19 protein-coding genes and 1 pseudogene are annotated in these 26,895 nt (G+C 59.8%); 16 read left to right on the forward strand and 4 right to left on the reverse strand.

From position 1 onward, the window contains the following. Positions 1-156 precede the first annotated feature (156 nt). From DLM86_RS24430 to DLM86_RS24455, 6 genes are all read left to right on the forward strand, one after another. Positions 157-1,485 (forward strand): ABC transporter substrate-binding protein, encoded by a 1,329-nt coding sequence (locus DLM86_RS24430; RefSeq protein WP_158289645.1) that lies wholly within the window; start codon positions 157-159, stop codon positions 1,483-1,485. A 105-nt stretch (positions 1,486-1,590) separates the two neighbouring features. Further along, positions 1,591-4,491, forward strand: coding sequence for a M60 family metallopeptidase (locus DLM86_RS24435; protein ID WP_158289646.1), 2,901 nt, complete (start codon positions 1,591-1,593; stop codon positions 4,489-4,491). 15 nt (positions 4,492-4,506) lie between these two features. Beyond that, positions 4,507-5,073, forward strand: a complete 567-nt coding sequence (locus DLM86_RS24440) for a discoidin domain-containing protein (protein WP_110842688.1) — start codon at positions 4,507-4,509, stop codon at positions 5,071-5,073. 414 nt (positions 5,074-5,487) lie between these two features. Continuing rightward, entirely contained in the window at positions 5,488-7,296 is a 1,809-nt protein-coding gene (locus DLM86_RS24445) for a VOC family protein (RefSeq protein ID WP_110842689.1), read from the forward strand. A 59-nt stretch (positions 7,297-7,355) separates the two neighbouring features. Then, positions 7,356-7,883, forward strand: coding sequence for a GNAT family N-acetyltransferase (locus DLM86_RS32200; protein ID WP_158289647.1), 528 nt, complete (start codon positions 7,356-7,358; stop codon positions 7,881-7,883). Positions 7,884-7,999: 116 nt separating this feature from the next. After that, positions 8,000-8,704, forward strand: coding sequence for an HAD family hydrolase (locus DLM86_RS24455; protein ID WP_110842690.1), 705 nt, complete (start codon positions 8,000-8,002; stop codon positions 8,702-8,704). On the opposite strand, the gene DLM86_RS24460 is transcribed toward DLM86_RS24455, so the two are convergent. Then, positions 8,690-9,244: a hypothetical protein gene (locus DLM86_RS24460; protein ID WP_146250286.1), complete on the reverse strand. Its 555-nt coding sequence runs from the start codon at positions 9,242-9,244 to the stop codon at positions 8,690-8,692. The two genes, DLM86_RS24455 and DLM86_RS24460, sit on opposite strands and share 15 nt — an antisense overlap. 263 nt (positions 9,245-9,507) lie before the next feature. Here DLM86_RS24460 and DLM86_RS24465 point away from each other — a divergent pair, with 263 nt between their 5' ends. The 3 genes and pseudogenes from DLM86_RS24465 to DLM86_RS32840 all read left to right on the forward strand — a co-directional run. Then, entirely contained in the window at positions 9,508-10,167 is a 660-nt protein-coding gene (locus tag DLM86_RS24465) for an SDR family NAD(P)-dependent oxidoreductase (RefSeq protein WP_110842692.1), read from the forward strand. A 58-nt stretch (positions 10,168-10,225) separates the two neighbouring features. Further along, the gene (locus DLM86_RS24470; protein WP_245954878.1) at positions 10,226-11,008 is read left to right on the forward strand and encodes a TetR/AcrR family transcriptional regulator; all 783 of its coding nucleotides are present in this window, start codon (positions 10,226-10,228) and stop codon (positions 11,006-11,008) included. A 184-nt stretch (positions 11,009-11,192) separates the two neighbouring features. Next, positions 11,193-11,453 (forward strand): annotated as a pseudogene (locus tag DLM86_RS32840) (cytochrome P450); the annotation flags it as partial. 106 nt (positions 11,454-11,559) lie between these two features. Here DLM86_RS32840 and DLM86_RS24480 read toward each other — a convergent pair. Then, positions 11,560-12,603 carry a hypothetical protein gene (locus DLM86_RS24480; RefSeq protein WP_211326583.1) on the reverse strand — a complete coding sequence of 348 codons (1,044 nt, stop codon included), beginning with the start codon at positions 12,601-12,603 and terminating at the stop codon, positions 11,560-11,562. After that, on the reverse strand, positions 12,593-13,171 hold the full coding sequence (locus DLM86_RS24485) for a sigma-70 family RNA polymerase sigma factor (protein WP_110842695.1): 579 nt from the start codon (positions 13,169-13,171) through the stop codon (positions 12,593-12,595). The genes DLM86_RS24480 and DLM86_RS24485 overlap by 11 nt, the downstream gene beginning before the upstream one ends. A 366-nt stretch (positions 13,172-13,537) precedes the next feature. Here DLM86_RS24485 and DLM86_RS24490 point away from each other — a divergent pair, with 366 nt between their 5' ends. Both DLM86_RS24490 and DLM86_RS24495 read left to right on the forward strand, forming a co-directional pair. Next, on the forward strand, positions 13,538-14,338 hold the full coding sequence (locus DLM86_RS24490) for a class I SAM-dependent methyltransferase (protein WP_245954896.1): 801 nt from the start codon (positions 13,538-13,540) through the stop codon (positions 14,336-14,338). A 136-nt stretch (positions 14,339-14,474) separates the two neighbouring features. Beyond that, the gene (locus DLM86_RS24495) at positions 14,475-15,701 is read left to right on the forward strand and encodes an amidohydrolase (protein ID WP_110842697.1); all 1,227 of its coding nucleotides are present in this window, start codon (positions 14,475-14,477) and stop codon (positions 15,699-15,701) included. Between the two features lie 37 nt (positions 15,702-15,738). On the opposite strand, the gene DLM86_RS24500 is transcribed toward DLM86_RS24495, so the two are convergent. Further along, positions 15,739-16,821 carry a DNA alkylation repair protein gene (locus tag DLM86_RS24500; protein WP_110842698.1) on the reverse strand — a complete coding sequence of 361 codons (1,083 nt, stop codon included), beginning with the start codon at positions 16,819-16,821 and terminating at the stop codon, positions 15,739-15,741. Positions 16,822-17,039: 218 nt separating this feature from the next. Here DLM86_RS24500 and DLM86_RS24505 point away from each other — a divergent pair, with 218 nt between their 5' ends. From DLM86_RS24505 to DLM86_RS24525, 5 genes are all read left to right on the forward strand, one after another. Next, entirely contained in the window at positions 17,040-21,284 is a 4,245-nt protein-coding gene (locus DLM86_RS24505; protein ID WP_158289648.1) for an Ig-like domain-containing protein, read from the forward strand. Between the two features lie 218 nt (positions 21,285-21,502). Further along, the gene (locus tag DLM86_RS24510) at positions 21,503-22,465 is read left to right on the forward strand and encodes an ABC transporter permease (RefSeq protein WP_110842700.1); all 963 of its coding nucleotides are present in this window, start codon (positions 21,503-21,505) and stop codon (positions 22,463-22,465) included. Continuing rightward, entirely contained in the window at positions 22,465-23,364 is a 900-nt protein-coding gene (locus DLM86_RS24515) for a carbohydrate ABC transporter permease (protein ID WP_110842701.1), read from the forward strand. The genes DLM86_RS24510 and DLM86_RS24515 overlap by 1 nt, the downstream gene beginning before the upstream one ends. Before the next feature lie 120 nt (positions 23,365-23,484). Then, positions 23,485-25,077 carry a response regulator gene (locus DLM86_RS24520; RefSeq protein WP_110842702.1) on the forward strand — a complete coding sequence of 531 codons (1,593 nt, stop codon included), beginning with the start codon at positions 23,485-23,487 and terminating at the stop codon, positions 25,075-25,077. Beyond that, positions 25,074-26,885, forward strand: coding sequence for a cache domain-containing sensor histidine kinase (locus DLM86_RS24525; RefSeq protein WP_110842703.1), 1,812 nt, complete (start codon positions 25,074-25,076; stop codon positions 26,883-26,885). Before DLM86_RS24520 ends, DLM86_RS24525 begins: the two co-directional genes overlap by 4 nt. The last annotated feature ends 10 nt before the right edge of the window (positions 26,886-26,895 follow it).

Genomic DNA, 26,895 nt, shown 5'->3' on the forward strand with positions numbered 1-26,895 from the left:
TCCTTCGTCCCTACTATTCGAACTGGTTTGTGGATCGGCAACACGAATGGTCGAACGGACCGGAACGGTTCCGTCGGTACAGCGTTCAGGAAAAGGCGTGGGGCGCGGAACCGTTTTCCTGGCACGGAATCGAGTAAAGAGCAAAGGAGAATGCATATGAAGACGTTGAAAAAAGGAAGGCTTGCTTCGCTTTTGCTTGCGGTCGGGCTGTCGACCGCGCTTTTATCGGCCTGCGGCGGAGCCGGCGGAGCAGCGGACGGCACAAAAGAGTCCGGACCCGGCACAACCCCTCCGGCCGGCAAAGATCCGGTCGAAATCGTATTCATAACGCCGCAAACCGGCCGAACGGAAGAGCAATTTATGAAAGAAACCGGCAACGACATACAGGCCAAATTCCCTCATGTCAAAGTGAAGTTTATTCCGTATGCCAAAGGAACGCAAACCGCCGATTTGATCGCGGCAGGGCAACCGATCGATATTATCGGAACAAGCACGTCCACCATCTCGGAGCTGACGCAATTCGGCCTTCAGTTCGATATGTCGTCTCTGATCAAAACGCACGGTTTCGATATCAACCGGTTGGAGCCGTCGCTGGTCGACTTCATTCGAGACTTTTCCAACGGCGGGATATACGGGCTCCCGACCGGTACGGGCATCTTCACCCTGTTATACAACAAGAGCCTTTTCGACAAATTCGGTGTCTCGTATCCGAAAGAAGGCATGACGTGGGATGAAGTGTACGAGCTGGCCAAAACTATGACCCGGCAAGAGGGCGGCGTCCAATATTTCGGTCTCGTGACTTCGATATCCCATATGCTGAACAACAATCAGCTATCGGCCGCGGCCTACGATCCGAAGACGAACCGGGTATTGATCGAGGACGACAAGTTCAAATCGGTCGTCAACAATTTTGCGAGGTTTTTTCAACTTGCCGATAAGGAACATGCGAAAGATTTGCTGAGCAAACATTCCGCTTTGTTCAAAAAGGAACAAAGAGCCGCCATGTACGCTTATTACGGCACGGATCTGGTCGCTTATCCCGGAGAGTTCGAATGGGGCAGCGTATCGATGCCGTTCTTCAAAGAGGCAATGGGCGCAGCCCCCCAATTTGCGCCGAGCTATATGAGCGTTGCCGCGACAAGCACACATAAAGATCAGGCGTTCGAGATCATCGCCTACCTGCTCTCGGACGAGTACCAAATGAAAATGTCCAGACAAGGAACCGTCACGAGCTTGAAAAGTCCGGATATCCGGGCGGCTTTCGCCCAGGATCAACCGAGCTTTCAAGGCAAGAGCACAAAACCGTATTCACCGGATAAAGCGGCGGCGATCACGCCGAAAGACCAGTTGAGCGGCATCGCGATTTCCAAGGCCTATACGGCTTTTTCGAAAATCGTAAACGGCGAAAGCGATGTCAACAGCGCGTTAAGGGAAGCCGCGGAAGCCGCAGCGAAGGAGATCGAAGCGAAAAAGCAAGGGAAGTAAAGCTATCCCGGGGCAAGCGCTTCGTTGAAGGGGGGGATGTGAAGGTATTCAAGCATTTCAACAGGATGCGGCATCTAGGGAATAGGAATGAAGGAGAGGTTTGAAATGAAGCAATGGTACGCCAAGTTCACGACTATGGTATGCATTTCCGCTTTGACCGCTTCCTTGTTCAGTCTGCCCGCATTTGCCGCCGGCGATCGATCCGGCTCCTTGCAATCCGACACCGTGACCGCTTCCGCATACGGAAGCGTCACTCAGGCAACCTACGGACCGACATTGACGCCCCCGGACGTGCTTCAACAAGACTTTGACATTCTATACCGCGATTTATCGGGCATTCCGACATTCAAAAGCTTGTACACCGGCGGCGTTCTCGCAATCGGGGAGTCCGCTTTCCCGATCGCCGCCCATCCGAAACGGTCCCCGATGATCGCGGCCAGCCGGTATGGCCAAGGGCGCATCGTGGTTGCCGGCAACGAGAACTATTTTAATCTGGGCAAAACGTACTCCGATGGCAGAAGCACATTGGCTCGCAACATGTTGCTATGGCTGACCGACGAATCCCATACGAACAACGGCTTGGGCAACGACAAGACGAATCGTTATGAGGACGCATTGGCGGGAAGCGGGAAGAAGATCCGGTTGGCGACGACAAAGTCCTATTACACGGTCGATCCGTCGTTACCGATCGAGGTTGTCAAGCTCGGCAGCTGGACCGATACCGCGCTGAAGCCGCAAAAGATTGCGGTTGCTCATGTCGACTGGAGAATGACGGACGATGAAATGGAAGCGCTTGATCAATATGTGCGAGAAGGCGGGGCCGTAGTCGTGGCGCTTCAAGGCTGGACGCTGGATTACGGAAAACCGACGAAGCTGAACAACGATTTTGCGCTGCAAAAGTTTCTGAATCGCGCAGGTATTGCTCTATCTACCGGAATCGCCGCCAGTGAAGACAGTATCGTTCCGGCAACGCCCTTCGATAAAGCCAATCATTACCACTCCTTGCGCATGATCGATCAAGCCAAGGCGCTGGAGAACGGCACGATTACCGCCGATCAATTGGAGATCGGGGCCCCCGGGGCGGACGCCGGTGCAAAGCTTGCCCAATTGACGCAAATCGTCGGTGAAACGATATCTTCGATTACTTCTGCGGCTCCTCTCTACGAGACGATGAGAAACGAGATGGCGGCGGTGCAACAAACGACCCCGCTGCCCATCAACAAATCGGCATTGCTTTATCGTTCGATCTTATTGAACTACGTTTTCAGTACGGCTTCTCTTGAACCGAACGGCACCGTCTCCCCTTATCACGCCGTGTGGCCGGGAGCGGTTGCGAACGATGCGCCGACCGTAAACGATAGGGATATCGAAGTAAACTTCGATTACTTCAAACCCGATTATTTACGCGCCCACGTTCCGGTTCAATGGACGAGTACGGGATTGTACGCTCCCGCGGGAGGCGTTGTTACACTGGAAGTGCCGGAGGGGACAACCGATTTGGAGGTGCAGGTCGGTGCCCATACCGACAACCTGATGAGCAAGACGACATGGGAACGCGCACCGATTATCGCACACAAACAAAAGCTCGTGCCTGGCTTGAATCGCATCGGCAGCCCGTACGGCGGACTGATCTATCTGATTCCGACGAAGATCAAGGAGAATACGAAAGTTACCGTAACGATCAGCGGTGCTGTCGAGGCGCCCTTTTACGATCTTGGCAAAACGACGCCCGAGCAATGGGAAGCGATTCGGCACGCGCCGGCCCCGTTCGCCGAGCTGCAGTCGAACCGTATCGTGCTGACCGTGCCGTCATCCGCCATCCGCAATCTGGATAACCCGGAACAGCTGATGCGCAGGTGGGATACGATCGTGGAGCACTATGACGAATTGATCGGACTCGGACCCGACAAGCCTGTTCCGCATACGGGCCATGAGCTCCGCTACCGCTATGTAGTGGATAAACAAATCAGCGCGGGGTACATGCACGCCGGCACGCCGATCATGATGCATAACGACAGCTATGTCCAGCGCATGCTTGATGCCAACGAAATTTTCACGACGGTATGGGGATTATGGCATGAGCTGGGCCACAATTATCAGCAGTCGCCTTGGACATGGAACGGAATCGGGGAAGCGACATGCAACCTTTTCGGGATGTACATGCTGGAGCGCTATACGGGCAAAAGCTTGCAAAAAAGCGATTACGACAAAGCGTTCGAATGGCTGAACAGTACGGCCGCGAATAAATCGTACAGCCATTCGGTTCCGGGAAATATGGTCTTCTGGAAGCAGCTGCAGATGGCTTACGGCTGGGACCTCTACACGAAGCTGTTTACGTACTACCGAGACATGCCGGCGGGGCAGCTGCCGGGCAGCGACCAGCAAAAGATCGATACGTTCGTCTTGACGGCATCGAAGCTGGCGGGGGAAAACCTGTTGGAGTTTTTTGATAAATGGGCATTGAAATATTCGCCGGAAGCGAGAGTCGGGGTAGAAGCATTGAACTTGCCGGCGCCGCAACATCCGATTTGGAAGCTGACCGAATTCCCGACCGAGCCCGAACGCCCGAATCTGGCCCTCGGCAAACCGGCGGATCAATCCAGTACGGCTTATGAAGGAATAGCATCTCGCGCTGTCGACGGTATCACAAGCGGGGCGTGGTCCGGAAATTCCGTTACGCACACGAATGTAGAATCGCAGCCGTGGTGGCAGGTCGATCTTGGCGAATCGAAGGCAATCGGCGAGATCGCCATATGGAATCGGACGGATAGCTGCTGCAAAAGCCGACTGACCAACTACTACGTGTTCGTTTCCGACTTGCCGTTTGCGAGCCATTCGCTCGCGGGTACGCTCGCACAGCCGGGAGTTTGGTCTTCGCTTCAGACCGAAACCGCCGGGAGTCCGACAAAAGTATCCGTCGGCAAGACCGGCCGCTACGTCAAAATTCAATTGACCGGCCGTAATGCTTTAAATCTTGCCGAAGTCCAGGTAATTCCGAACGAGTAGAGGGAGGGAGTCGGAATGAAAGAAAGGATAAAAAAGGCAGCTATTCTCGGTGCCATGGCTTTGACGGTTTTATTTATGACGTCTTCCTTATTAGCGGCTAGCGATAATCCATACGGCACGGTTTCCGGGGAAACTGCGCCATCGGGCAATCTTGCGCTCGGCAAGCCGGCGACTCAGTCCAGCACCGACTATGAAGGAGAAGCCGGACGTGCGGTGGACGGCATAACGAACGGCGCCTGGGCCGCGGGCTCGGTCACCCATACGAAAGATGAGGCCCAGCCGTGGTGGCAGGTCGATCTGGGCGGCAGCCAACCGATCGAGAAGATACTCCTATGGAACCGAACCGATTGCTGTTCGGATCGGGTTAGCAACTATTATGTTCTCGTATCCGATGCGCCTATCGAAAGTCCGCTGCTGGCCGAAGCGCTTGAACAGCCCGGAGTTTCATCCTTTTATCAACCGGGGAGAGCGGGAAACCCGAGCACGGTATCGGTGGGCGGCACCGGCCGTTACGTTAGAATTCAGTTGGTCGGCCCGGGCGCTTTGAATATTGCCGAAGTTCAGGTTGTACCGTCCTCGTAACAAGCTTGGAGTTGCAGACGGGAAAATCTTTCGGGGGGGAGCTGCCGTTCAAGGACTACTTTCAGGCAGCTCTTTCTTTTTCCCGAATGTTCGAAATCGTGGTTGTTGGACGACGAGAGTCGGCGACGGAACAAACGTTTCGTTACCGGCTCTCGTTCCTGTTTTAACCGAGAACGGAAAATTCGCCGTTCCGCCGTATCGTTTAAGCCGTAAAACTCGTTCTATAAGATAACGTCGCTCGACGCATGTCAAGGACAGTCTTATCGGGGGATGGAGACGGACGGCCCGAACCGGCAAGGCGTTCGCGCCTTCCGTCCGGTGCGCGCCGGACGAACATAGCAAGATTCGCGAAACGAGCTCGTGACGGTTCGGGTATGCTCATGGCAATCCTATGCGAAAAAGGAGAGATGATCGATGTACGAGAAAGCGCCGCTATCGATTTCGACGACGAATGCCGATGCCGGAGGAAGCCGCTACGAGATCCGGCTCGAGACGAAGCCTCCGTTACGTATCGTCGGCGAGCGGATCCGCACGACGCGAGAGGAGGATGCCGCCACGGGTGCCGTCTTCAGGCTCATGAACTCGTTTTTGGCCGGCCGGGCGAGCGAAGTGGCCGGACGCTTGAACGAGCCGGAGTTTTACGGCGTGCTCGACCTGTCCGAATTTCCGGAGGAAAGCGGTCGTTACGGCTGGATCGCAGGGGTGGAGGCAAGCGCCGGAGAGCCGGTGCCGGCAGGCATGGCCGAGCTGGATTTCCCGGCGCTCCTGTACGTCGTATTCCGGCATCGGGGTACTGTCGATTCGCTGCCCGGCGCGTTCGACTATTTTTACCGGTCGTGGCTGCCGGATTCGGGCTACGAGCCGGCGGCTCCGTACGCCTTCCAACATTATGGCGCCGGGTTCCGCGGTCCGTTCGACCCGTCCTCGGAGATCGACGTCTATTTTCCCGTACGGGCGAAGCCGGGACGGGAACGGGCGCAAGGGCAAGCCGGAGCGGGTATGCGATTCGGTGCCGTATTCGTGCCCGTCCGCGATATGAGAAGGGCGGCCGAGTGGTACTGCGCCGTGCTCGGTTTGCCGCTGGATCCGGCCGCCCGGCTCGAGGAGCCGACGATCTACAGCTTGAACGTCGGGGGCGTTACCGTGCTGCTGGATAACATCGGGGCGGCGCCTAACGGCAACCCGAACGCCATGTTTTATTGGAAGGTCGCCGATTTGGAGGGCGCCTATGCGCGGCTGCGCGAGCTCGGGGCCGATCTGGCGACGACTCCGGAGGAAATGGCCGAGGGCGGGATTTCCTTCGTCGTGCGGGACCCGGACGGGAACCGGATCGTGATCCACCGGGACGAAGCGCCGGCCGCCGAACGGACCCGGGAGGGCGCTCCCGGAAAGCGAGTCGCCGATTCGACGCTGCACGTCCCGCCACTCTTCTACGACGGGGGGGCCATCGACCTGCTGTTCGACCATCATGAACGGGCGATCGACTGGTTCGTCGATCACATGGGATGGCAGGTCCGCCAAAAGGAACAATGGAAGCCGGACCCGAGAGCGTCGGAAGGACGAATGACGCATATGGGGCACGGAACTTGGCTCGTCTCGGCGCTGACCGCGACCCGTCTGCCCCACCATTATGCCGAGCGGGGCACGGTCGATCCGAACGTGCGCTGGTGCTGGCGTATCGGCGACTTCGAGCGGACGCGCGAACGGCTCGTCCAGTCGGGCGTCCGCGTGTCGCCGATCTACGCCGGTCCGGGCGGGCACCGCTACTTCGACTTTTGGGCGACGCTCGAGGGCGTCAGGCTGACCGCGCAGGAGGACGTCTCCTTGACCGGCGACACGTTCACGCCGTCGTGGACGCGAGTCGGCGTGACGGATTTGGAGCGATCGATCCACTGGTACCGCCGCCATACCGGCATGGTAATCGAACAAAGCTGCATAAACGAAGGGTACGTGACGATGAGCCTGGGCGTGAACCACCGTCCCGGAGAACGGTCGCTGTGGGTGCTGGAACGTTTGCCCGAGAGTGCCTTTGCGGAGAAAACGGACGGCGCCGTCCGGCCGTATTGCTTTATCCACGGCCGCGAGTCGTTTATGGCGTATCACCGGGGATTGCGGGAAGCCGGCGTGGACGTATCCGACATCGGCGGTTTTTCTCCGAAGGGCTTGGCTGCATTCCATTTCTACGATCCGGACGGCAACCGGTTCAACGTATCGAGCTTCTAAAGAAGGAATACGTCTTTTCACTCCGAAAATCCATTATACCGGGGACAAGGGGGGATCGTATGCATTACCGACGAATCGACCCGCAGCACGATCGGCGGCGGCTGCTGGAGCTCCACTGCGAGGTCAACTACGCCTGCGACACGTCGTGGGCGCGGGAGCTGCCTTATGCGGAGTATCGCGAGAAATGGCTGTCGACGTCGCAGACGGAGCAATTTTTGGCCCATTTTGCCGAGACGTTGAACGACCCGCGTACGATCGCCGAATGGGCGGAGGATGAAGAGGGCCGGCCGATCGGTTACATATGGGTCGTCTTCGCGGACGTGCCGGACTACGGGCTCACGATCGCGGAGATCGCCGATTTCTGGGTGGCGCCCGAATGCCGGCGGCAGGGGCTCGGCATGCGGCTGCTCGAGCGGATCGAACGGACGGCAACCGGGCTGGGGGCGAACCTGCTCCGCTCGGAGACGGGCATGGACAATACGGCCTCGCAGTCGCTGCACCGCAAGTACGGCTTCGAGCCGTACCGGGTCGCGTTCGAGAAGCGGCTCGGTACGGCCGCTCCCTCCGCCGGCGAAGAGCGCGCCTAAGCGTTGAACGTGCGCGAAGCGATGATTTCCGGCATGACAGCCGCCCCCCGCTCCTGTATAATAGCTGGAAATGCGCAGGGAGCATTCCGGCGCGATGACGGGGGAGGAGTAAGACTTTGTATAAAGCGATCATCTTCGATCTGGACAATACGCTGCTGGACTACGACCGCTGCGAGTCGGACTCGCTGCTCATGACCGGCGGGCGTCACGGGTTTGAGCAGTGGGAACGGTTCACGTGGGAGGCGTTCCGGGCGACGTTCGACCCGATCAATTGGACGTATTGGAGCGAGCGCGTCGTCCGCAAGCTGACGATTCATCAAGTGCTGGAATATTCGTTTCGCGATACGCTCGAGAAGCTGGAGCGGGACAAGGGGGAAGCGGAGGCGCTGGCCCGGACGTATTGGGAGCACTTTTGCGCCATTTGCCATTTCGAGGAGGGGGCGCCGGAGCTGCTGGCCGACCTGCACGGCAGCCGCAAGCTGGCCGTCGTCTCGAACGGAATCGGCGAGGCGCAGCGCCGGCGGACGGCGAGCGGCGGCATCGACCATCTGTTCGACGCGTTCGTCGTCTCCGACGAGGTCGGCTTGTGGAAGCCGGACCGGACGATTTTCGAGGTCGCCCTGCGCGAGCTCGGCCTGGACCGGTCGGAGGTGCTGTTCGTGGGCGATTCGCTGCAGGACGATTACGCCGGCGCGCGCAATGCGGGCATCGATTTTTGCTTCTACAACCGGAAACGGGTGACGTTGGACCGGGGGTACGAGCCGGATTACGTCATCGAGCGAATCGGCGACATCCGGGGCGTGCTGTCAGGCGAACGTTAACGTCATGACGGCGAACAGCGCGATGAGCGAACCGAAGACGATGACGGCGGATTTCAGCTTAGGGACGCGGGCGATTCCGAAAAAATAGCCTGTCACGGCGTCGCCGTAAAAGTAGAGAAGCACGAGCGCGTACCCCGCGGCGCGAATCGCGTATTTCAACGTCGCGCCGTCGGCGGATACGCCATACGCTTCCTCAATACCCGGTATGGACAACAGCGCGTTCCCATTGCGCACGATGCCGTAACCGATGTAGAAGAGGGAGAGCCACCAGCCCCACCTTTTCCCGAGCCACATCCCGACGGCGGCCGCCAATGCGACCATCCCCATCACGAGCAGCGTGGCGTTGAGCAGGAAGGCGGGGAAGCCGAGCAGCTCGGACAATTCGGCAAACCGTTTCAACCAAACGCCTTGGATGACGATCGTGCTGACACCGCTAAGCGCATAAAAAACCGCCAACATCGTAACGCCGATAGGGCGATCGGAGGGCTCCGTCTTTTCTTCAGGTCGGGGGTGAAGCGGGTCGGGCTGGGTCAGACTCATGGTTTGATCCTCCGTTATGGCAAATAATGGGTCGCTTCGAATAGTTTATCACCTCTTTCCCGCCGGGACCACCCCCGTTTCGAACGGCGTTGAAGGGAATACGCCTTGAAAGATTTCGCTTTACGATCAAGCTATCGTGCAGGATAGAGCAATAAACAACTACGCCGCATAACCGAGGCGTAGTTGTTGACGATTCCCCTTTATTTCTATATTATTAGAAATATAGAAATACCAAAATTTTTATAAGAAAGGCGCGATTAAGGATGAGCCATAAACCTTTGTTAGTCATCGTCGGTTCCGGACCGGGGGTAAGCGCCGGCATAGCTAAGAAATTCGGAAGCAATGGCTTCCGTGCGGTTCTTATTTCAAGAACCAAACCGTCACTGGAACGCAGCTTGGAAGATCTTCAGCAGGTACATATTGAAGCGCACGGAATTTCTGCAGATGCATCAGATCCGGATTCTTTAAAAACAGCCTTTAAACAGATAAGAAACGAATATGGAGTTACGGATGTTATGGTATATAATGCGGCGCACATCGTACCGGGAGATCCTCTTTCGTTAAGCGAACAGCAGCTTATTGAAGATTTTAAGGTGAACACTGTCGGTGCGTTGACCAGCGCTCAACAAGTAATTCCGGATATGGTTGAACGTAAGCAGGGGACGCTTTTTTTCACAGGGGGCGGTATTGCGCTGACTCCGAATCCGCATTATGCCTCTTTATCCATTGGCAAAGCCGGAATCCGCTCGCTTGCGCTTTCACTGGCCGAGACATTGTCTCCATACGGAATTTATGTAGGTCAGGTTCTAATCGCTGATCATGTCAAAAAGGGGACGTATTACGATCCGGATCGGATAGCCAATGTGTATTGGGAATTATATATCAAAAAGGACCAGAGGGAATATTTGTTTAGGGAACGATAATGGAGCTTATCAATTAAAACATGGTTGAACTATTATCCGAGGGCGGGAGGCGCATACGATGGATGACGAACATTTGGTCAAAATGTTCAAGGCGTTATCGAATCCGCCCCGGCTGCAAATCGTCAAGCTGCATAATTTTTTTTACAATCATATTGACCGAGTGGTCAGCATTGGGTATGATATTGCTAACCAATTGGTCAGTAAAAACGGAAAGGGAGTGACGGGTTTGCCTCTGCAGCTCTACGAGAGAGAGGATATCCTGGAAGCTTGTCTAGCCGAGTTCGCGCGACACGGCTACAAGAACACATCGACGGAGATGCTGGCGGAGGCCGCCGGAATTTCCAAGGCGTTGTTGTTTCATCATTTCGGCAGCAAGAAGAAGCTGTACTTCCGCTTGCTGGAGCGCTGCTTCGCGAAGGTGCGGTTCGAGGTGCGGTTCGACTTCGTGTCGGAGCATGCGGACTTCTTCGAAGCGATCGGGCAGCTGGTCCACGACAAGCTCGAGTACTTTCGGAAGCATCCGTACGAATCCCGGCTGGTGTACGAGGCGTTCTATTCGACGCCGGACGAGTTGAAGCAAGACATCGAGGAGAAGTACGGCCAAGTCAGCACCGAGCGCAATGAAGTGCTGGAGAAGCTATTCGAGAAGGAGCCGCTCCGGGACGGGGTGGACCGCAAGTCCGCGTTCGAGCTGATCATGATCGTCTCGAAGCGCTTCGAGACGAAATTCGCGACCGAGGTCGCTGACATGAGCGCCGTAAGCGATGATTATGCCGAAAGCCTGCTTGCCGAAATGAAGCGTTACTTCGACATGCTGCGAAACGGCATTGCGGCGAAGTAGGCGATAGAAGGGCCCCGCACAGGGGCGGAAAGGGGCACGACCATGCAGAAGATAACGAGCAGCGATCTGGTCTCGCCGGATACGATGCGGGATTTCATCGGGTTCTGCAAGCGGCTCGCCGAGCGGCAGGAGCCGCTGTACCGCCTGGACGATTTCTTCGGGATGGGGGGCGCGTGGATCGCAACTCGGCGGAGCGAACCTCGATCCGCGGCACGTTCCCCATCCCGAGGTGTTGGACATCACCCGCGAGGAGCGGGAGCACCTGGCCTTCGGCCACGGCATTCATCTATGCTTGGGAGCTCCGCTCGCCAGGCTGGAGGGGCAGATCGCATTCGGCACGCTGCTGCGGCGGCTGCCCGGGCTTCGGTTGGATGTCGAGCCGGACCGGCTGACCTATCATTTCAGCGGGCTGCGCTCGCTCGTCAGTCTGCCCGTCGCTTTCTGACCGATAATCGAACAGAACACAACTCCCCGGTCCGCATGGCAATCACAAGCCGCCACGGCACGGGGAGTTTGTCTCTATCACATTGGCTTCCGCTTTTCAACCGATGTTAGTTGTTCGGCGTCGGCTCCGTTTTGTATTCAATGACTTGTACGACTTTCGGTTCGATCGCCTTCAGCAGCTGTTCGTAATCGCCCTGGTTGTCGCCTTGAACTTGCAAAGCAACCTGCGTTTTGGCAATGACTTCGATCAGCTGCCGCTTGGAGACGTTTTTCGCCGCCGCAACCTCTGCAACGGATTTGCCTTTAGCCAATTCTTCCTTCAGTTCAATCGGGCTCATGTTCAGCAAAGCAAACAAGTTTTCATCATTTAGGAACGAATCGGCGAAATAATCGGGCTTGCCCTTCGCCGTGAAGAAGCCTTCCACTTGCATGCCGGAAGAGGCGGTCTCGCCTCCGATCAGAGTCACACTGATCGTATTGCCTTGAACGAACGCTTGATAGTACGGTGCCTTCGATCCTTTTTTGGTGTAATTCAACATAACCGTTTGTTGCTGCGGGTTCTCCATTCGCTCCATGGCGAACTCGTAATCTTCGATGCCGCCGTACAACCGGTCGATGAGATCGTCCGCCTTCGACTTGATTTCCTGGCCGGTTAAGGCGATCAGCGGCTTCTCCGCGGGCTCCCAGTTCTCTTGGACCACGTGCTCGATCGCACCCGTCGTGCGGTTTGCATGGAGGGTAATCGTTTTGCCGGTTCCCCCTTTTTCCCGAAGGATGATGCTGGTTTGGACACCTTGGACGCTGCTTGCATCGATAATTTCAAACGACTTCGTTTCGGGAAAGGCGCTGTACAGCTTCTCGAGTGTCGCTTTGCCAACCTCATCGACCTTGACTTGTTCGGCTGTCCATGGTGTTCTGGCGAGCAATTCCATCAGGGAAGGGGCCGCAAACGCGGCGGTCGGAATCATAATCGCGGCGGCGACGATACCGCCCATAATCCGTTTTTTCATCGTGTTCTCGCTCCTTTTTCGTTGCATCTGCTGCACATATTGAGTGTAGGATCGTTCGATTCGCTCGGAAACGGCCGGCGGGCATTCCATCGTTTCCGCCTCTTTGTGCAGATGTTCACGGATGCTGCGTTCAATAGGCATTGTTGTTTTCCATCCTTTCCAACGGGAGATTCCACAATTGTTTTCGAAGCGCCTGGAGGCCGGCATGATATCGGGACTTGACGGTCCCCAACGGAATATCGAGCAAGGCCGCAATTTCCTCCAGCGTATAGTCGTGAAAAAAGCGGAAAATAATCACCGTTCGCTGTTTGTCGGTCAAGCTTCGGATGGCTTGCGCGATCTCCCGGTTCGTCCCCTCCGTCATTACGGCGGGATGATCCCAGTGATGCTCCTCCCGAGAGAAGAGGCGGATGCGCTCAAAAATCCGGAATCTCCGCCAGCTCTTGACCCGAAATCTCTGGATTTGACGGATGGCCAGGCCGTGCAGCCAGAACTGGAAAGGACGGTTCATATCGTAGTTGGCCAGCGACGTCCACATTTGCATGTAAATCTCGTTCATGACATCTTCCCGGTCCTGCTGATGATCCACCAGAAAGGCGACTGTCCGGTAGATGTCCCGGTAAGTGGTCTCGTATATCGCATGGAACGCCTGTTTATCACCATCCTTCATTTGTTCGAGCAGGTGATACATCGATTCACTACTTTGCATGCAGAGGGCCCTCCCGAGTAAGCAGCTTACACCCCTTATTGTTTCTCTGTCCGAAAAAGGTTCGGTCCTTTTCCATTTTTTATAGCGGGAAATCAAAACGATCGGTGCCCGGAAGAGGAAAAGGCCGGATACTCTTATTTGACGATGGAATCCGCCAGCCGGTATCATGGCGCGGGACGAGACGGCCCAGCGAGGTGGAATGGGCGCCGGACCAATGATTCTAGTTGGTTATGCGCATCGGAAAATGGTACGTTTGAGGGGTTAATAGCGCGGAGCGTTCGTGTAAGATAGGTGTTATTGGGAGGTCGCAATTCGGGATATGCGTGTGAACTCCTATTCAATTGGGGAGAGGACGTCGATATGGTCATGAAGGGGAAACCGAACATTATAGGCGCTGGCGAGGTGGGCTGCGCCGTATCGGTCGACATGGACAAGAATTCAATTTATGAAACAAACGGCTTCTATTGGGATACGAACGGAAACGACTTCTTGGGAGCAATCGTGCTTCCTCATTATGGAGCATTTGTCTCGGAAGAAAAATGCCGGCTTTTTGGCGACGTCTCGGGGAAAAAGGTGCTGGAGATAGGCTGCGGAAACGGTCGGTCGTTGCAATATTTGGGGGAACGCCAAGCAGCTGAGTTATGGGCCGTCGATCTATCGGAAAAACAAATCGAAAAGGCGGCGCGCCATTTGAAGGCGTGCGGTCTTACGGCCCGCTTGATCCGTTCTCCCATGGAAGAAGAATGCGGCCTGCCCATGGACTATTTTGACTTCGTTTATTCCATCTATGCCATAGGCTGGACTACCGACTTGGAGGGTACGTTTTGCCGGATCGCTTCTTACCTGAGAAAAAACGGCGTGTTCATTTTCAGTTGGTCTCACCCCATCCATAAATGTGTTGCTGCAGAGGGTGATAAGCTTGTTTTTAAAAAAAGCTATTTCGATGAATCCTGGTATTCGGTCACTCTTCAAGAAGGGGAGCTAACGTTATCGGACCGTAAGCTATCGACCTATGTGAATGCGTTGGCCAAGGCGGGATTTGTCATCGAGGAAATGATCGAGCAATCCGATGAAGAAATGATGCAATCGCGGGAAGGCCGCAGCGATTTTGCCGAAAAAGCCAGGATGCTTCCCGTCACTTTTGTAGTCAAAGCGAGAAAACGATAGGATCGCCAGCTCGATCGTAAATAAAAGGCCATTCCAAAAAGCTGGCGGAAATATTCCGTTGCGGCTCGATCGGAGCGATAATAGGATAGGGAAGCACGGATTACGAGTCTGCTTCGAAGCAAAGGAGGCGAGCGCCATGACATCGAACGACGCTTATTGGCTGACCGACGTTCTTCTGGAGGAAGGGTATGAAGAGGAGGACGGGATGGTCGTCGGGACGAAAACGGGGCTGTACCATCTCCGAATCGAACGCGGGCGCATCGCGGACATCGTCCCCGGCGATGGTCAGCCTCCGGCCGACCTTCCCCGGTACGGGGCGAAACGATTACTGCTGCTGCCGTCGTTCAAGGAGGCGCACATTCATCTCGACAAAACGTACTACGGCGGACCGTGGAAGGCCGTCAAGCGCGCCGCGACCCTATTCGAACGAATCGAGGAGGAACGGGAGCTGCTGCCGAAGCTGCTGCCGACGGCCCGGGAGCGGGCGGAGTCCATTCTCGCGCTGCTTCTCGGGTTCGGTTCCACGCGCGTGCGCACGCACTGCAACGTCGAGCCGGTCAGCGGGTTGAAACGGCTGGAGGCGACCAGGCAGGCGCTGGATACGTTCGCCGGCCGAGTGTCCGGCGAAATCGTCGCTTTCCCCCAGCACGGCTTGCTGCGTTCCGGCTCGGTGGAGCTGGTCAGGCAAGCGATGCGCGAAGGCGCTTCGCTGGTCGGCGGGGTCGATCCGCATACGGTCGACGGCAACGTCGAGAAGTCGCTCGCGGCGATGGTGGACATCGCGGTCGAAGCCGGAGCCGGCATCGACATTCATCTGCACGACCGGGGCGAAGCCGGGAAGCGGACGCTTGCCGTTTTGGCGGATTGGACCGAGGAGGCCGGGCTCCGGGGGAAAGTAACGGTCAGCCATGCGTTCTGGTTTGCGGGCGCCGACGCGGGGGAAGCCGAGGAGATGGCCGAACGATTGGCCGAGCTGGGCATGTGGATCGCTTCGACGGTGCCGATCGGCCGGTCGAGCATGCCGCTGCCGATGCTGCACGAAAAAGGAGTGAACGTCGAGCTTGCGACGGACAGCTTGACCGACCATTGGTCGCCGTTCGGGATCGGGGACAATTTGGAGAAAGCCGGGCGGTTCGCCGAGCTTTATGGATATACGGACGAGCTGTCGCTGTCCCAAGCGCTGCGTTTTATTACGGGGGGCGTAACGCCGCTCAGCCGGCATGGGGAACGGGCATGGCCGTCCGTCGGGGACGAAGCCAGCGCCGTGCTCGTTCAAGCGAGCTGCTCCGCCGAGGCGGTGGCGAGAAGGGCGAAACGGCAAGCGGTGCTGGTTCGCGGCGCTCTCGTCTCCGGCACGTTTTGACGAAAAGCCGCCCGCGGGGCGGCTTTTCGCCGTTTCGTCAGCTTCGGAGACGAAACGGCAAGGACGCCGTCTCCGCGCCGTTGACGATGATGGCGACGCGGTGCTCGCCGGGGTAATGCTTGCGCGTCGTCAGCTGCGCGAACTTATGCCGAAATCGGAGCGCCGTCGCGCCCGGAGCGTACTCCTTCTCCGACAGCTTGAACAGCTTGCGGGACGGACGCCCGTTCGCCTTGACGAAATCGACGCCGTACTCGATGCGCAGCTTGACGGGCTCGTCGCCGTCGTGGACGACCGCGAACGAGACGGTCAGCTCGCCGCCGATCGGCACCTCCTCCGCGGACAGCGTCAGCCCCTCGACGGCCACCCGCTCGGCCGGCGCCAGTCCGAAGAAGCGAAGCGCCTCCGGATCGCACCGCTTCAGCAGCGTGCGGCAGCCGTGCCGTACGATCCAGTCGGTGTGCGGATGGCGGCCGTACCAGCGCCGGGCGACGTCCAGGACGAGGGCGGGATGATCTTTGGCGATATCGTTCAAGTTGTTCGCCACGCTTCGCCGCACGTACTCGGACTCGTCCTCCTTCAGCAGCTCGAGCACCTCGAGGACGGGGGCCGGATCGCGCTTGAACTCGTCGAGCGCGAACGACCACGGCAGCCGGGGACGGCAGCCTTCGCTGGCGAGACGGCGGACGTGCTCGTCCGGATCGGCCGCCCATCGCTTCAGCTGCGGCATCATCAGGGAGGGGTACCGGCGAATGAACGGCCGAACGGCGAATTCGGCGCTCGAGCCCGACGTCAGCTCCGCCAGCGCCGGGACCGACGCCTCCGGATCGTCCAGCCCTCGCAGCTCGACGAAATCGGGGAACAGCATATATTCGAACCCGCGGGCTCCGGCCGCCGCCCGCTTCACGATGGCAAGCGCCTCGCGGTAATCCGGCGGAAGCGTGGCGGCGAGCGATTCGGCGATTCGCCGCATTCGCGCTTTCAGCGCCAGCGATTCCCAGCCGTCGGCATGGACGAGCGCCAAAAACGACTCTCCGGGGAAATCCGGATAAGCCGCCGCCAGCTTCCCGATCAGCCTGTCGAAAAACGATTCGTTATACACGTCTTTTAAAAGCTCCGCCATCCTCGTGTCCATTCCTTTCCTTCGCGTGCCGATTTTCCGTTCCGGTTACCAGTGTACCACGAAACGCTGACAACCCTTTGTCATCGTTCGGAGCGCCTAGACGAATGAAGACAACAAAAGAAGCGATTCCGGACAAATACAGAAAGGAGCGGCAATGGTAAAGTACATTGTGTATGCGCTTTCAAACAAGAATTCAACAATGAATGAAGGAGGCATGAATGATGCGATTGCGATCCATGCTGGGCGGCGTACTGGCCGTCATGCTTGCGAGCCAAGGAATGCTGGGGGGAGGCGGCACGCCCCGCGCTTCCGCCGAACGTGCGTCCGGGGCGGCCGTTCAGGCCGTATCCGGCGCGTTTCCCGAATACGGGGAGCCGATCGATCTCGGCTCCCCGATCCAGACGCCGCAGACGATCGATGCGGCTTACGGACAGGAGGACGGAGCGAACGTCGTCTACACGACCGTTTCCGGCAGCGCTTCGTCGGAGCAGTGGGCGGTGTTCAACGTGATCGATATCGATCGCGGGCAGCTGCTGGGATCTTATCCGCTGGAAGGGACCTCCAGCGCATGGGCGCATGTGCGCACCCCGGACGGCCGCGTCTTTATCGGGGCTTCGAAGAACATGTTCGTCTATTCGCCGGTGACGAAGACGGTGACGAACCTCGGCGTGCCGCTGCCGGGGACGGAGTCGATCTGGGCGCTCGCCGCCGACGAGAACGGCAACGTGTACGGCGGCATTTACTCCGCATCGGTCGGCGGCCGGGTTTTCCGCATCGACGCGAAGACGCTGGCCGCGACCGATGTACTCGGCGGCAAAGTCGACGACGGCACCGCGCCGGGGGACGACGGAAAGCCGGAGGATTACGTCCGGTCCCTTGCGTATTACAATGGGTACGTCTATGCCGGAACGGGCTCGACGAACGGCCGCGTCTGGAGGATCGACCCGACGGCCCGTACGGCGGAGCGCATCGAGCTGCCGGGCTCGCCGAGCGACCCCGCGTACGGCGGACGCTACGACCGAATGGGCGCGGTGTACGGCATGACGGTCGTCGGCAGCCAGCTGTTCGCTTTTTTCAACGGTCCGTTCACGATGCACGTATACGACCTCGACCGCCGGCAGTGGCGAGACAAGACGATCGAGAACGTGCGCGGCTTGCTGGCGGTGACGCCCGAGCATAACGGCAAAGTGTATACGAGCAAAAAAGACAAATTCATGTGGGAAATCGATACGTCGACGCTCGAGGAGCGCCCGGTCATGCCGTTCGACGGCTCGATCCGCAGCAGCGCCTGGATGAACGTGGCGAACGTACCGGATTTCCCGGGGACGTCGATGGTGACGATCTCCTACGACGGCAAAGTCGTGCTGTACGACCCGCCGAACGGCAAAAGCTTCGCGATGCGGACGCTCGTGGAAGGGCAGGCGAACAACATCCAGGCGCTGGAGCGGGGGCCCGACGGCAAGCTGTACATGAGCAGCTACATGGGGACGAAGGCGGCGCAATACGATCCGGCGTCGGATACGTTTCGGACGTTCGCGCTCGGCCAGGCGGAAGGGATCGGTTCGGTCGGCGACACGCTCTATTACGGCGTCTACCCGAAGGCCGAAATATTCGGCTGGAATACGAAGGAGCCGCTGCCCGAGACGTCGGGGCCGGCCAAGCTGTTCGAGATCGGCGAGGAGCAGGATCGGCCGTTCGTGCTCCGCGAAGCGGCGGGCAAGCTGCTGATCGGCACGATTCCGGGATACTCGACGTCCGGCGGCGCCTTGACCGTCTACGATCCGGCGGCTTCGGCGCAAAGCGGGCGGCCGGTTTACGAGGTGTTCCGGAATATCGTCGCCGGCCAAAGCATTACCGGATTGGCGTACCGGAACGGGCTCGTCTACGGCTCCACCTCGATTCACGGCGGGCTCGGCGGCGAACCGGCCGCGTCCAAGGCGAAGCTGTTCGTCTGGGACATGGCGACGAAGACGAAGCTTCGCGAATGGGAGCCGCAGGCCGACGGCCTCGGCGGCGCCGTCCCGTTGATCGGCGGCTTGACCATCGGCCCGGACGGCCTCGTCTGGGGGGCGGCGAACGGCGTCCTGTTCGCCTTCGACCCGGATACGTACGAGCTGAGAAAGCAAAAGAACGTCTATCCCGACTTGACGAACTACGGAAGATGGCGCCCGGCCCAACTCGCATGGGGACAAAACGGATACTTGTACGCCAATTTGGGCGGACGGCTTACGATCGTCGACCCGTACACGCTGGAGCATCGAGCGTTTAACGTCGGTTCCACGCTGTTCGCGCTTGATCTTCACGACAACGTCTACGTGGCGTACGGCACCCGGTTCGCCAAGCTTCCGCTCCTGTCCGGTCCGTCGGACGAAGCCGTGACGCTGCTCTCCCCGAAAGCGCCCGCGAACGTTCCGGAAGGCTCCGACGTAACGTTGACGGTTCGGGCGAAGGAAGGGCTTGCCGTACGCGTGACGGAAGGGGAGGAGACGGTCGCCCGGTTCGTCGGCCAAGGGCCGGTGCCGGTAACGGTCGTCCTTCCGAGCCCCGCCGTCGGCGCGCATAGGTACGCGCTCGTCGCCGACCCGCAGGGCGGGCAGGAGGGCGTGACGATCCCCGTCCCGGCCGTAACCGTTCATGCATTCGACGGACTGACGCTGGCGGCGGGCAAGACGACCTTGCTCGTCGGCGAGACGGCCCCCTTGACCGCGACGGCGGTCTACGGCCCGGTGACGGTACCGGTCGGAACGAAGGCGTCCTTCGCCGCGTCTCCCGCGGACGTCGTCGCGCTGGACGGCGCATCCGCAAGGGGGATGAAGCCGGGCGAGGCGATCGTTACGGCGACGTACAACGGCCGGACGGCGTCGGTTCGGCTGACGGTTCGCGCCGAAGGGCCGGAAGATCCGACGAAGGTGCAGGTGAACGTGCCGAACGCCGGCTTCGAGCAGATCGGCCCGGACGGCACCGCCGCGGACTGGACGATCTACAGCTATAAGGAAGACGTCGCTTCGCTCGGCGTATCGGAGGAGCAGGCGCGATCCGGCTCGAGAAGCTTCAAGGTGGTCGACCGCAGCACGTCGAACTCGGCCGGCATCGCCTCGGCCTATATTCCGGTCGAGCCGGGCGCGACCTACGAGGCGCATGCCGGCGTCTTTCTCGGCAATCCGCCGCCGTCGTTCTCGAGCAGCCGGACGGTGTTCTGGCTGCGCTATTATGACGCGCAGCACAAAGAGCTGCCCGCCGAGAGGACGCAGTCGACGACGATCGAGACGCCTCGGGGCCGGTGGCTCGATTCGACGGTGTACGGCAAAGCGCCGGCCCAAGCGGCGTATGCCCGCATCATCCTGCTCTGCTCCACGGCATGGGTCGCGACCGCTTATTACGACGATATCCGGCTGTACAAGCGGATCGAGCAGCCGGTCAACACGGCCCCGACCATAACGCCGATCGCCGCGCAGTATACGGTGAAGGACACGCCGACCGACCCGATCGCGTTCACGGTCGGCGACAAGGAGACGCCGGACCGATTGACGATCGCGGCCGCCTCGTCGAATCCGGCCGTCGTGCCGGTGTCCGGCATCGCGCTTTCCGGCGAAGGCGCCGCCCGAACCGTTCGGGTGACGCCGGCGCCCGGAGCGACGGGACGCGCGACCGTCACGCTGACGGTCGGCGACGGGGAGCGGACCGCCGACGTCTCGTTCGACGTGTATGTCGTCTCGGCCGAGGCGCTGCCGTTGGCCGAATTCGGCAATAAGCGAACGTTCGACGTGAGCTGGAGCGGCGGTCCGCCGGAAGGATTGGGCGGCGTGAAGCTTTACTACAGCACGGACGGCGGCGTCGGATGGAGCGCGTTCGGGGACGTCCGTACGTCCTCGCCCGTCTCCTTTACGGCGCCGGCGGACGGAGCTTACTTGTTCGCCGTCCGCGCGGTCGACGCCGCCGGCCGCGAAGAACGGCCGCCGAGCCGGCCGGAGGACGCGCAAGCCCGGACGATCGTCGATACGACGGCGCCGCTCGTCGTCTACTCGGGCAATGCCGGCACGTACGCGCTGGACGAACGGATCGCGATTGCGTGCTCCGCCGTCGACGAGCTGTCGGGCGTCGCCTCGAGCACCTGTACGTCGCTGGAAGGGCCGGCCTACCGGTACATCGGCCATCAGTCGCTTACGGCCGAAGCGGTCGACCGCGCCGGCAACGTCGGTACGGGGACGGCCGAGTTCACCGTGTACGCGGATCTTCCCGGCCTCCTGCGCCTTCTGCGCGGTTTCGTGACGCAGGAAGGGGTGGCCGACGCGCTGGCCGTCAAGCTGGAGCAGGCCGCCCGCTCGTCCGCGGAAGGCAGGGCGAATGCCGCGCGGGGGCAGCTGAACGCGTTCCTCCAGCAGCTTTCGGCCCAGACCGGCAAGTCCGTCGCGGCCGAGCACGCCGAGCTTCTCGGCCGGCTGGCTCGCGATGTGCTGGAGTGACCGGAACGGCGCTTCGGAAGCAGGACACCCGTAAGCGGACCGCCAGGGCGAACGCGCCCCGGCGGTCTTCTTTTCTTGAGCGAATCCGGAGGCGCCGCAAACCCTTAATATTTTCTTGATAATCGTAAGAATGCAGTATACCCCGCGCGACCGTTTCCGCGCACAATGGAAACAGACAACGCCCGGCAACGACGAGGCGGAGAAAGGAAGGCGCTTGCATGGAAATGGCATCCAAGCCGGCGGCGGCGAAGAGCAAACCGGCCCGCACCGTTCGCGGAGGCGAAACGTGGAGAAAGATGCGGAAGGACTGGGATTTGTACGCGCTGCTCCTGCCGGGGCTCGCTTTTTTGCTCGTATTCAAATATACCCCGATGTACGGCCTGCTCATCTCGTTTCAGGATTTCAGCATATTCCGGGGCATCTCGGGCAGTCCGTGGGTCGGCCTGAAGCATTTCGAACGGCTCGTGCACACCGAGCAATTTATCGACGTCTTGACGAACACGATCTTGATCAGCGTGTACAAGCTCGTCTTTTTGTTCCCGCTGCCGATCGTCATCGCGGTGCTGCTGAACGAGCTGCGGCGGATGGCGTTCAAGCGGATCGTGCAGTCCGTCATCTATTTGCCCCACTTCATCTCATGGGTTATCGTCAGCGGCCTGTTCATCAATTTGCTGTCCGTCAACGGAGGGCTCGTCAATACGGTCATCGAGCGAATGGGCGGGGAGCCGATCGCGTTTTTCCTCGACGAGAACGTGTTCCGCTCCGTCCTGGTCGGCACCGAAGGGTGGAAGGAGGTCGGCTGGGGGACGATCGTCTACTTGGCCGCGATCGCCTCGATCGACCCGCAGCTGTATGAAGCGGCCCGGATGGACGGCGCGAACCGGTTCCGCCAAATCGTGCACGTCACCGTACCGGGCATCGCCTCGACGATCGTGCTGATGCTCATTCTGAGACTGGGCAACATGCTGGAGGCCGGGACCGAGCAAGTTCTCGTCATGTACAACCCGGTCGTCTACAACGTCGCCGACGTCATCGGCTCTTACGTATACCGCGTCGGTCTGGGCGCGTCCGATTACAGCTTCTCGACCGCCGTCGGCCTGTTCGAGTCGGTCGTCGCCTTCGCGCTGATCGTGACCGGCAATTGGTTTTGCAAAACGTATCTGGGAAGGAGCATCTGGTAATGGCCCGGTCGCATGCCCGCATTCGCGAATCGTTCGGCGAGCGTCTGTTCTCCGTCGCCAATTACGCGTTTTTCACGCTGCTGGGCTTAGCGACGCTGTTCCCGTTTCTGAACATCGTCGCCAAGTCGCTCAGCAGCGAAGCCGCCGTCGTCTCCGGGCTCGTCACGGTCTATCCGATCGACTTCCAGACCGGCACGTACGAGCTCGTCCTCGGCAACAAGCAGTTCATCAACTCGATCAAAATAACGGTGTTCGTCACCCTCGTCGGCACGCTGTGCAGCATGCTGCTGACGGTCGTATCGGCCTACCCGCTGTCCAAGCCGGGGCTTGCGTACCGCAAGCCGCTGCTGCTCGTCTTCATCTTCACGATGCTGTTCAACGGCGGCTTGATCCCGACTTACCTGCTGATGCAGAAGCTGGGGCTCGTCAACACCGTGTGGTCGCTGTTTATTACCGGTATGATCAGCGTCTTCAACATGCTCATCGTCAAAAATTATTTCGAGGGCTTGCCGGAAAGCTTGGAGGAATCGGCCAAGCTGGACGGCGCCTCGAACGTGCGGGTGCTGTTCGGCATCGTCCTGCCGCTGTCGATGCCGGTGCTGGCCACCGTCGGCCTGTTCTACGCGGTGACGCTGTGGAACGGGTACTTCAGCGCGATGGTGTACGTGACCGACCCGGCGCTGAAGCCGCTCCAGCTGTACTTGAAGGAGCTGATCGCCGCGACGGACGACGTGCTGAAGCAGTCCGGGGAAATCGACGTCAGCCGCGATTTGAACCAGACGCCGGAGGCGGTGCAGGCCGCATCGGTCATTACGGCGACGGTGCCGATTTTGTGCGTGTATCCGTTTCTGCAAAAATATTTCGTCAAAGGCGTTCTCGTCGGGTCGGTCAAAGGGTGACCGGCGCCGGGACGCTCGCGCCAAGCCTTGCGCCAGGGACGTTTTTCCAGCCGGGAAACGTGCCTCGCGCGGGCTCTTTTTGCTAGAATAGAACCAACCGACCGTATAGGAGTGGACCCGATGATCAAGATCTTGCTGGTGGACGACGAGGGAATGACGCGCGGCGGGCTCAAGGAGTTCGTCGATTGGGACCGGCTCGGCATCGAGGTGGCGGCGGAAGCCGCCGACGGCGTCGAGGCGCTGGCCGCATTCGAGCGGTGCCGGCCGGACATCGTCCTGACCGACGTCCGGATGCCGCGGCTGGACGGGCTGGAGATGGCCGCGCGGCTGAGGGAAGCGCATCCCGACTGCCAAATCGTCTTTATGAGCGGATATTCGGATACGCCGTACTTGAAAAAGGCGATCAAGCTGAACGCCGTCGACTATATCGAAAAACCGGTGCAGATCGGCGAGCTCGAGCAGCTGCTCGCCCGGATCGCCGAACGGATCCGGCAGGACCGGGAGAGGCGCCTGCACGAGCTCGAGCTGGTGCGGCAGCTGAGCCGCAGCTTGCCCGAACGGACGGAAGGCATCGTCCGCCGTCTGCTCGCCCTGTCCTCGCCGGCCGATCCCGATTGGCCGGCCGTACGCGAGGAGCTGGAGCGGCTCCCCGGCGGCTTCCCGGTCGAGGGCAGCTTCGTCTGCTGCGTCTTTACGACCCGCGAGCCGGGCATGTGGCCGGACTGGCGGGAGACGGCGCACCGTCTGGCCGAGGAGGCGAAGCTGCCGATGCTCGCGGCGGTGCTGGACGGCCGCGGCGTCGCGGTGCTGGCGGCGCACCCGAAGCGCGAGCAGGAGAAGCTGTCGCTGTGGCTCAACCGGATGACCGACCGCGCGAAGGCGGAGGAGAGAGGCGGCTGCGCCGTCGGAGTCGGCGAGGAGCGCCACCATCCCGCCGCGGTCCGAGGCTCCTTCGAGCAGGCGGAGCGGGCGCTGCTGCTGACGTTTTACCGGGGCTGGAACACGGTGCTCGCCTTTCGCGAATTTCCGCAGACGACGGGGAGAGCCGAGCTGCGGCTGTTCGACAAGCGAAGCTTCATCCGGTTCGAGGAGGCGCTGCGTCAGCAGGACATCGGCGCCGCGGCCGGGCTGCTGGACGAGACGGTGAACGAGCTGCTGCTGTATCCGCAATCGGACGTCGGGGCAGTGCGCCGGAAGCTGTTCCGCTGGTACGTCGCGTTGGCCAAAGCGTATCCGGAATCGATGTGGGAATTCGAGAAGGACGAGCTGTGGGCGTCGGTATTCGTCTCCGGCGAGCTGTACACGATCCGCGGCTTCATGATCGGCCGTATGAACGCCATACGCGAAGCCCGCGAGACGGCCGGCTCCGGACCGTCGTCGGACAAGGCCGTTATCCGCGAGGCGCTTCAGTACATCCATAAGGAGTACGCCCATACGATATCGATCTCGGCGATCGCCGAGCACGTTTATTTGACGCCGACGTATTTGTGCATTTTGTTCAAGAAGGAGCAGGGCGTCTCCATCCACGATTACATCACGAGGCTGCGCATCGAGAAGGCGAAGCGGCTGCTGGCGGACCGGAAGCTGAAGCTGTACGAGGTCGCGCAGAGGGTCGGCTATCAGGACGCCAATTATTTCGCCAAAGTATTCCGCAAGGCGGCGGGCATGAATCCGTCGGAATTCCGGGAATCCGTTTTGCAGGAGTCGATATGAAAGCGTTTCCCAAAATACGCCGCGGATTCCATAATTTGCGCATCAAATACAAGCTGCTGCTGTCGTTCGGCCTGCTTCTGTCGATCGCGGTCGGGACGATCTCGTACGTCTCGTATCATAAAACGTCGTCGATGATCGAGCACAACGTGGTGCAGGCGACGAAAAGCGCCTTCGAGCAGGCGAATCAATTCATCGCCTACAAGCTGAACAACGCGAAAGACTTGTCCGGCATGCTGTTTATGGACGAGTCGCTCAACCGCATTTTGGGCAAGGGCGGGGCCGGCTACGCCTTGAACGACCAGCTGGACGACTACGGGGAGCTGCAAAGCATCGTCCGTACCGCGCAGAACAGCCGGGACGTATTCAGCATCCGGCTGTACGTCAACAATGCGGCCATCTACGCCCGCGAGAACATGACCTTCTTCGATATGGCCGATATCCGGGGCGAGCCGTGGTTCGCCGACATGATGAGCAACCCGGACGGCATCTACTGCCGGCCTACGTACGCGTACGATTTCAAGGACGCCCGCGGAACGCGCAACCTGATCTCGTGCGTCCGGACGCTGCAGCTGGGCGGCTTCGAAGGGCGCCTGCTGGGCGTCGTGTCGGTCGACCTGCTGGAGGAGACGATTCGCGACATTATTTTGCAGACGGGCATTACCCGCAACGGCCAGGTGTACTTGCTGGACGGCGCCGGCAACATCATATCCGGCCCGGATGCGGCCCAGTACGGGCGCAGCCTCGCTTCCGTGCGGACGCTCGCCGGTCTGACGGACGACGCCGGCGGCACGATCGATTCGACCGTATCCGGGAACCCGTCCATCGTCATCCACCGGAAGATCGAGGGGACGAATTGGCGGCTTGTCGCCGTCATCCCGGAGAAGGAAATCGCCGAGCAGAGCCGTCTGCTGGCCCGGGATTTGCTGGGGGTGCTTCTCGTCGTCCTGCTGCTTGCGGTCGGCACGGCGTTCTGGATATCCGAAGGGATTACGCGGCGAATCGTCATGCTGCTGCGCCAAATCCGCAAAATCGAGGACGAGCGGTGGGACGTCCGGCCGCCGGCCGGGGACGGGGACGAGGTCGGCGTGCTGCACGACCATTTGTACCGGATGAGCCAGACGATGCAGAAGCTGATCCAGGAGAAATACCAGGTCGAGGTGTCCAAAAAGACGGCCGAGCTGCGGGCGCTGCAGGCGCAGATCAACCCCCACTTTCTGTACAATACGCTCGATCTGATCCATTGGATGGCGCTCAAGCAGCGCGCACCGGACATCAGCGACGTCGTCGGCCGGCTGGCGAAATTTTTCCGGCTCAGCCTGAGCCGGGGGCGGGATATCATTACGCTCGGGGAAGAGCTGGAGCACGTCCGGACGTACTTGGACATCCAGAACAGACGGTTCGGCGACTCGATCGGGCAAGTGTACGAGATCGAACCGGGGATCGAGACGTGCGCGACGGTCAAAATCATGCTGCAGCCGATCGTCGAAAACGCGATTTTGCACGGCATTCAGGAGCGCGAGGACAAGCGGGGGACGATCCGGATCGCCGGCCGCAGGGACGGGGGCGATATCGAGCTCGTCGTCGAGGACGACGGAGTCGGCATGGACCGGGAGACGCTCGAACGGATCCGCCGGCGAGACCCGGGCACCGGCTACGGCGTGCACAACGTCGCGGAAAAGATCCGGCTCTACTACGGCGACCGGTACGGGATCGCGTACGAGAGCGAGCCGGGACGGGGAACCCGAGTGACGATCCGGATTCCCGCCGTCGCCCGTTCGGGCGCAGAAGCCGGAGACGAACGTTCGTGAGTCTGGCCCC

Source organism: Paenibacillus flagellatus (genome assembly GCF_003217775.1).
GTDB lineage: Bacteria > Bacillota > Bacilli > Paenibacillales > NBRC-103111 > Paenibacillus_AB > Paenibacillus_AB flagellatus.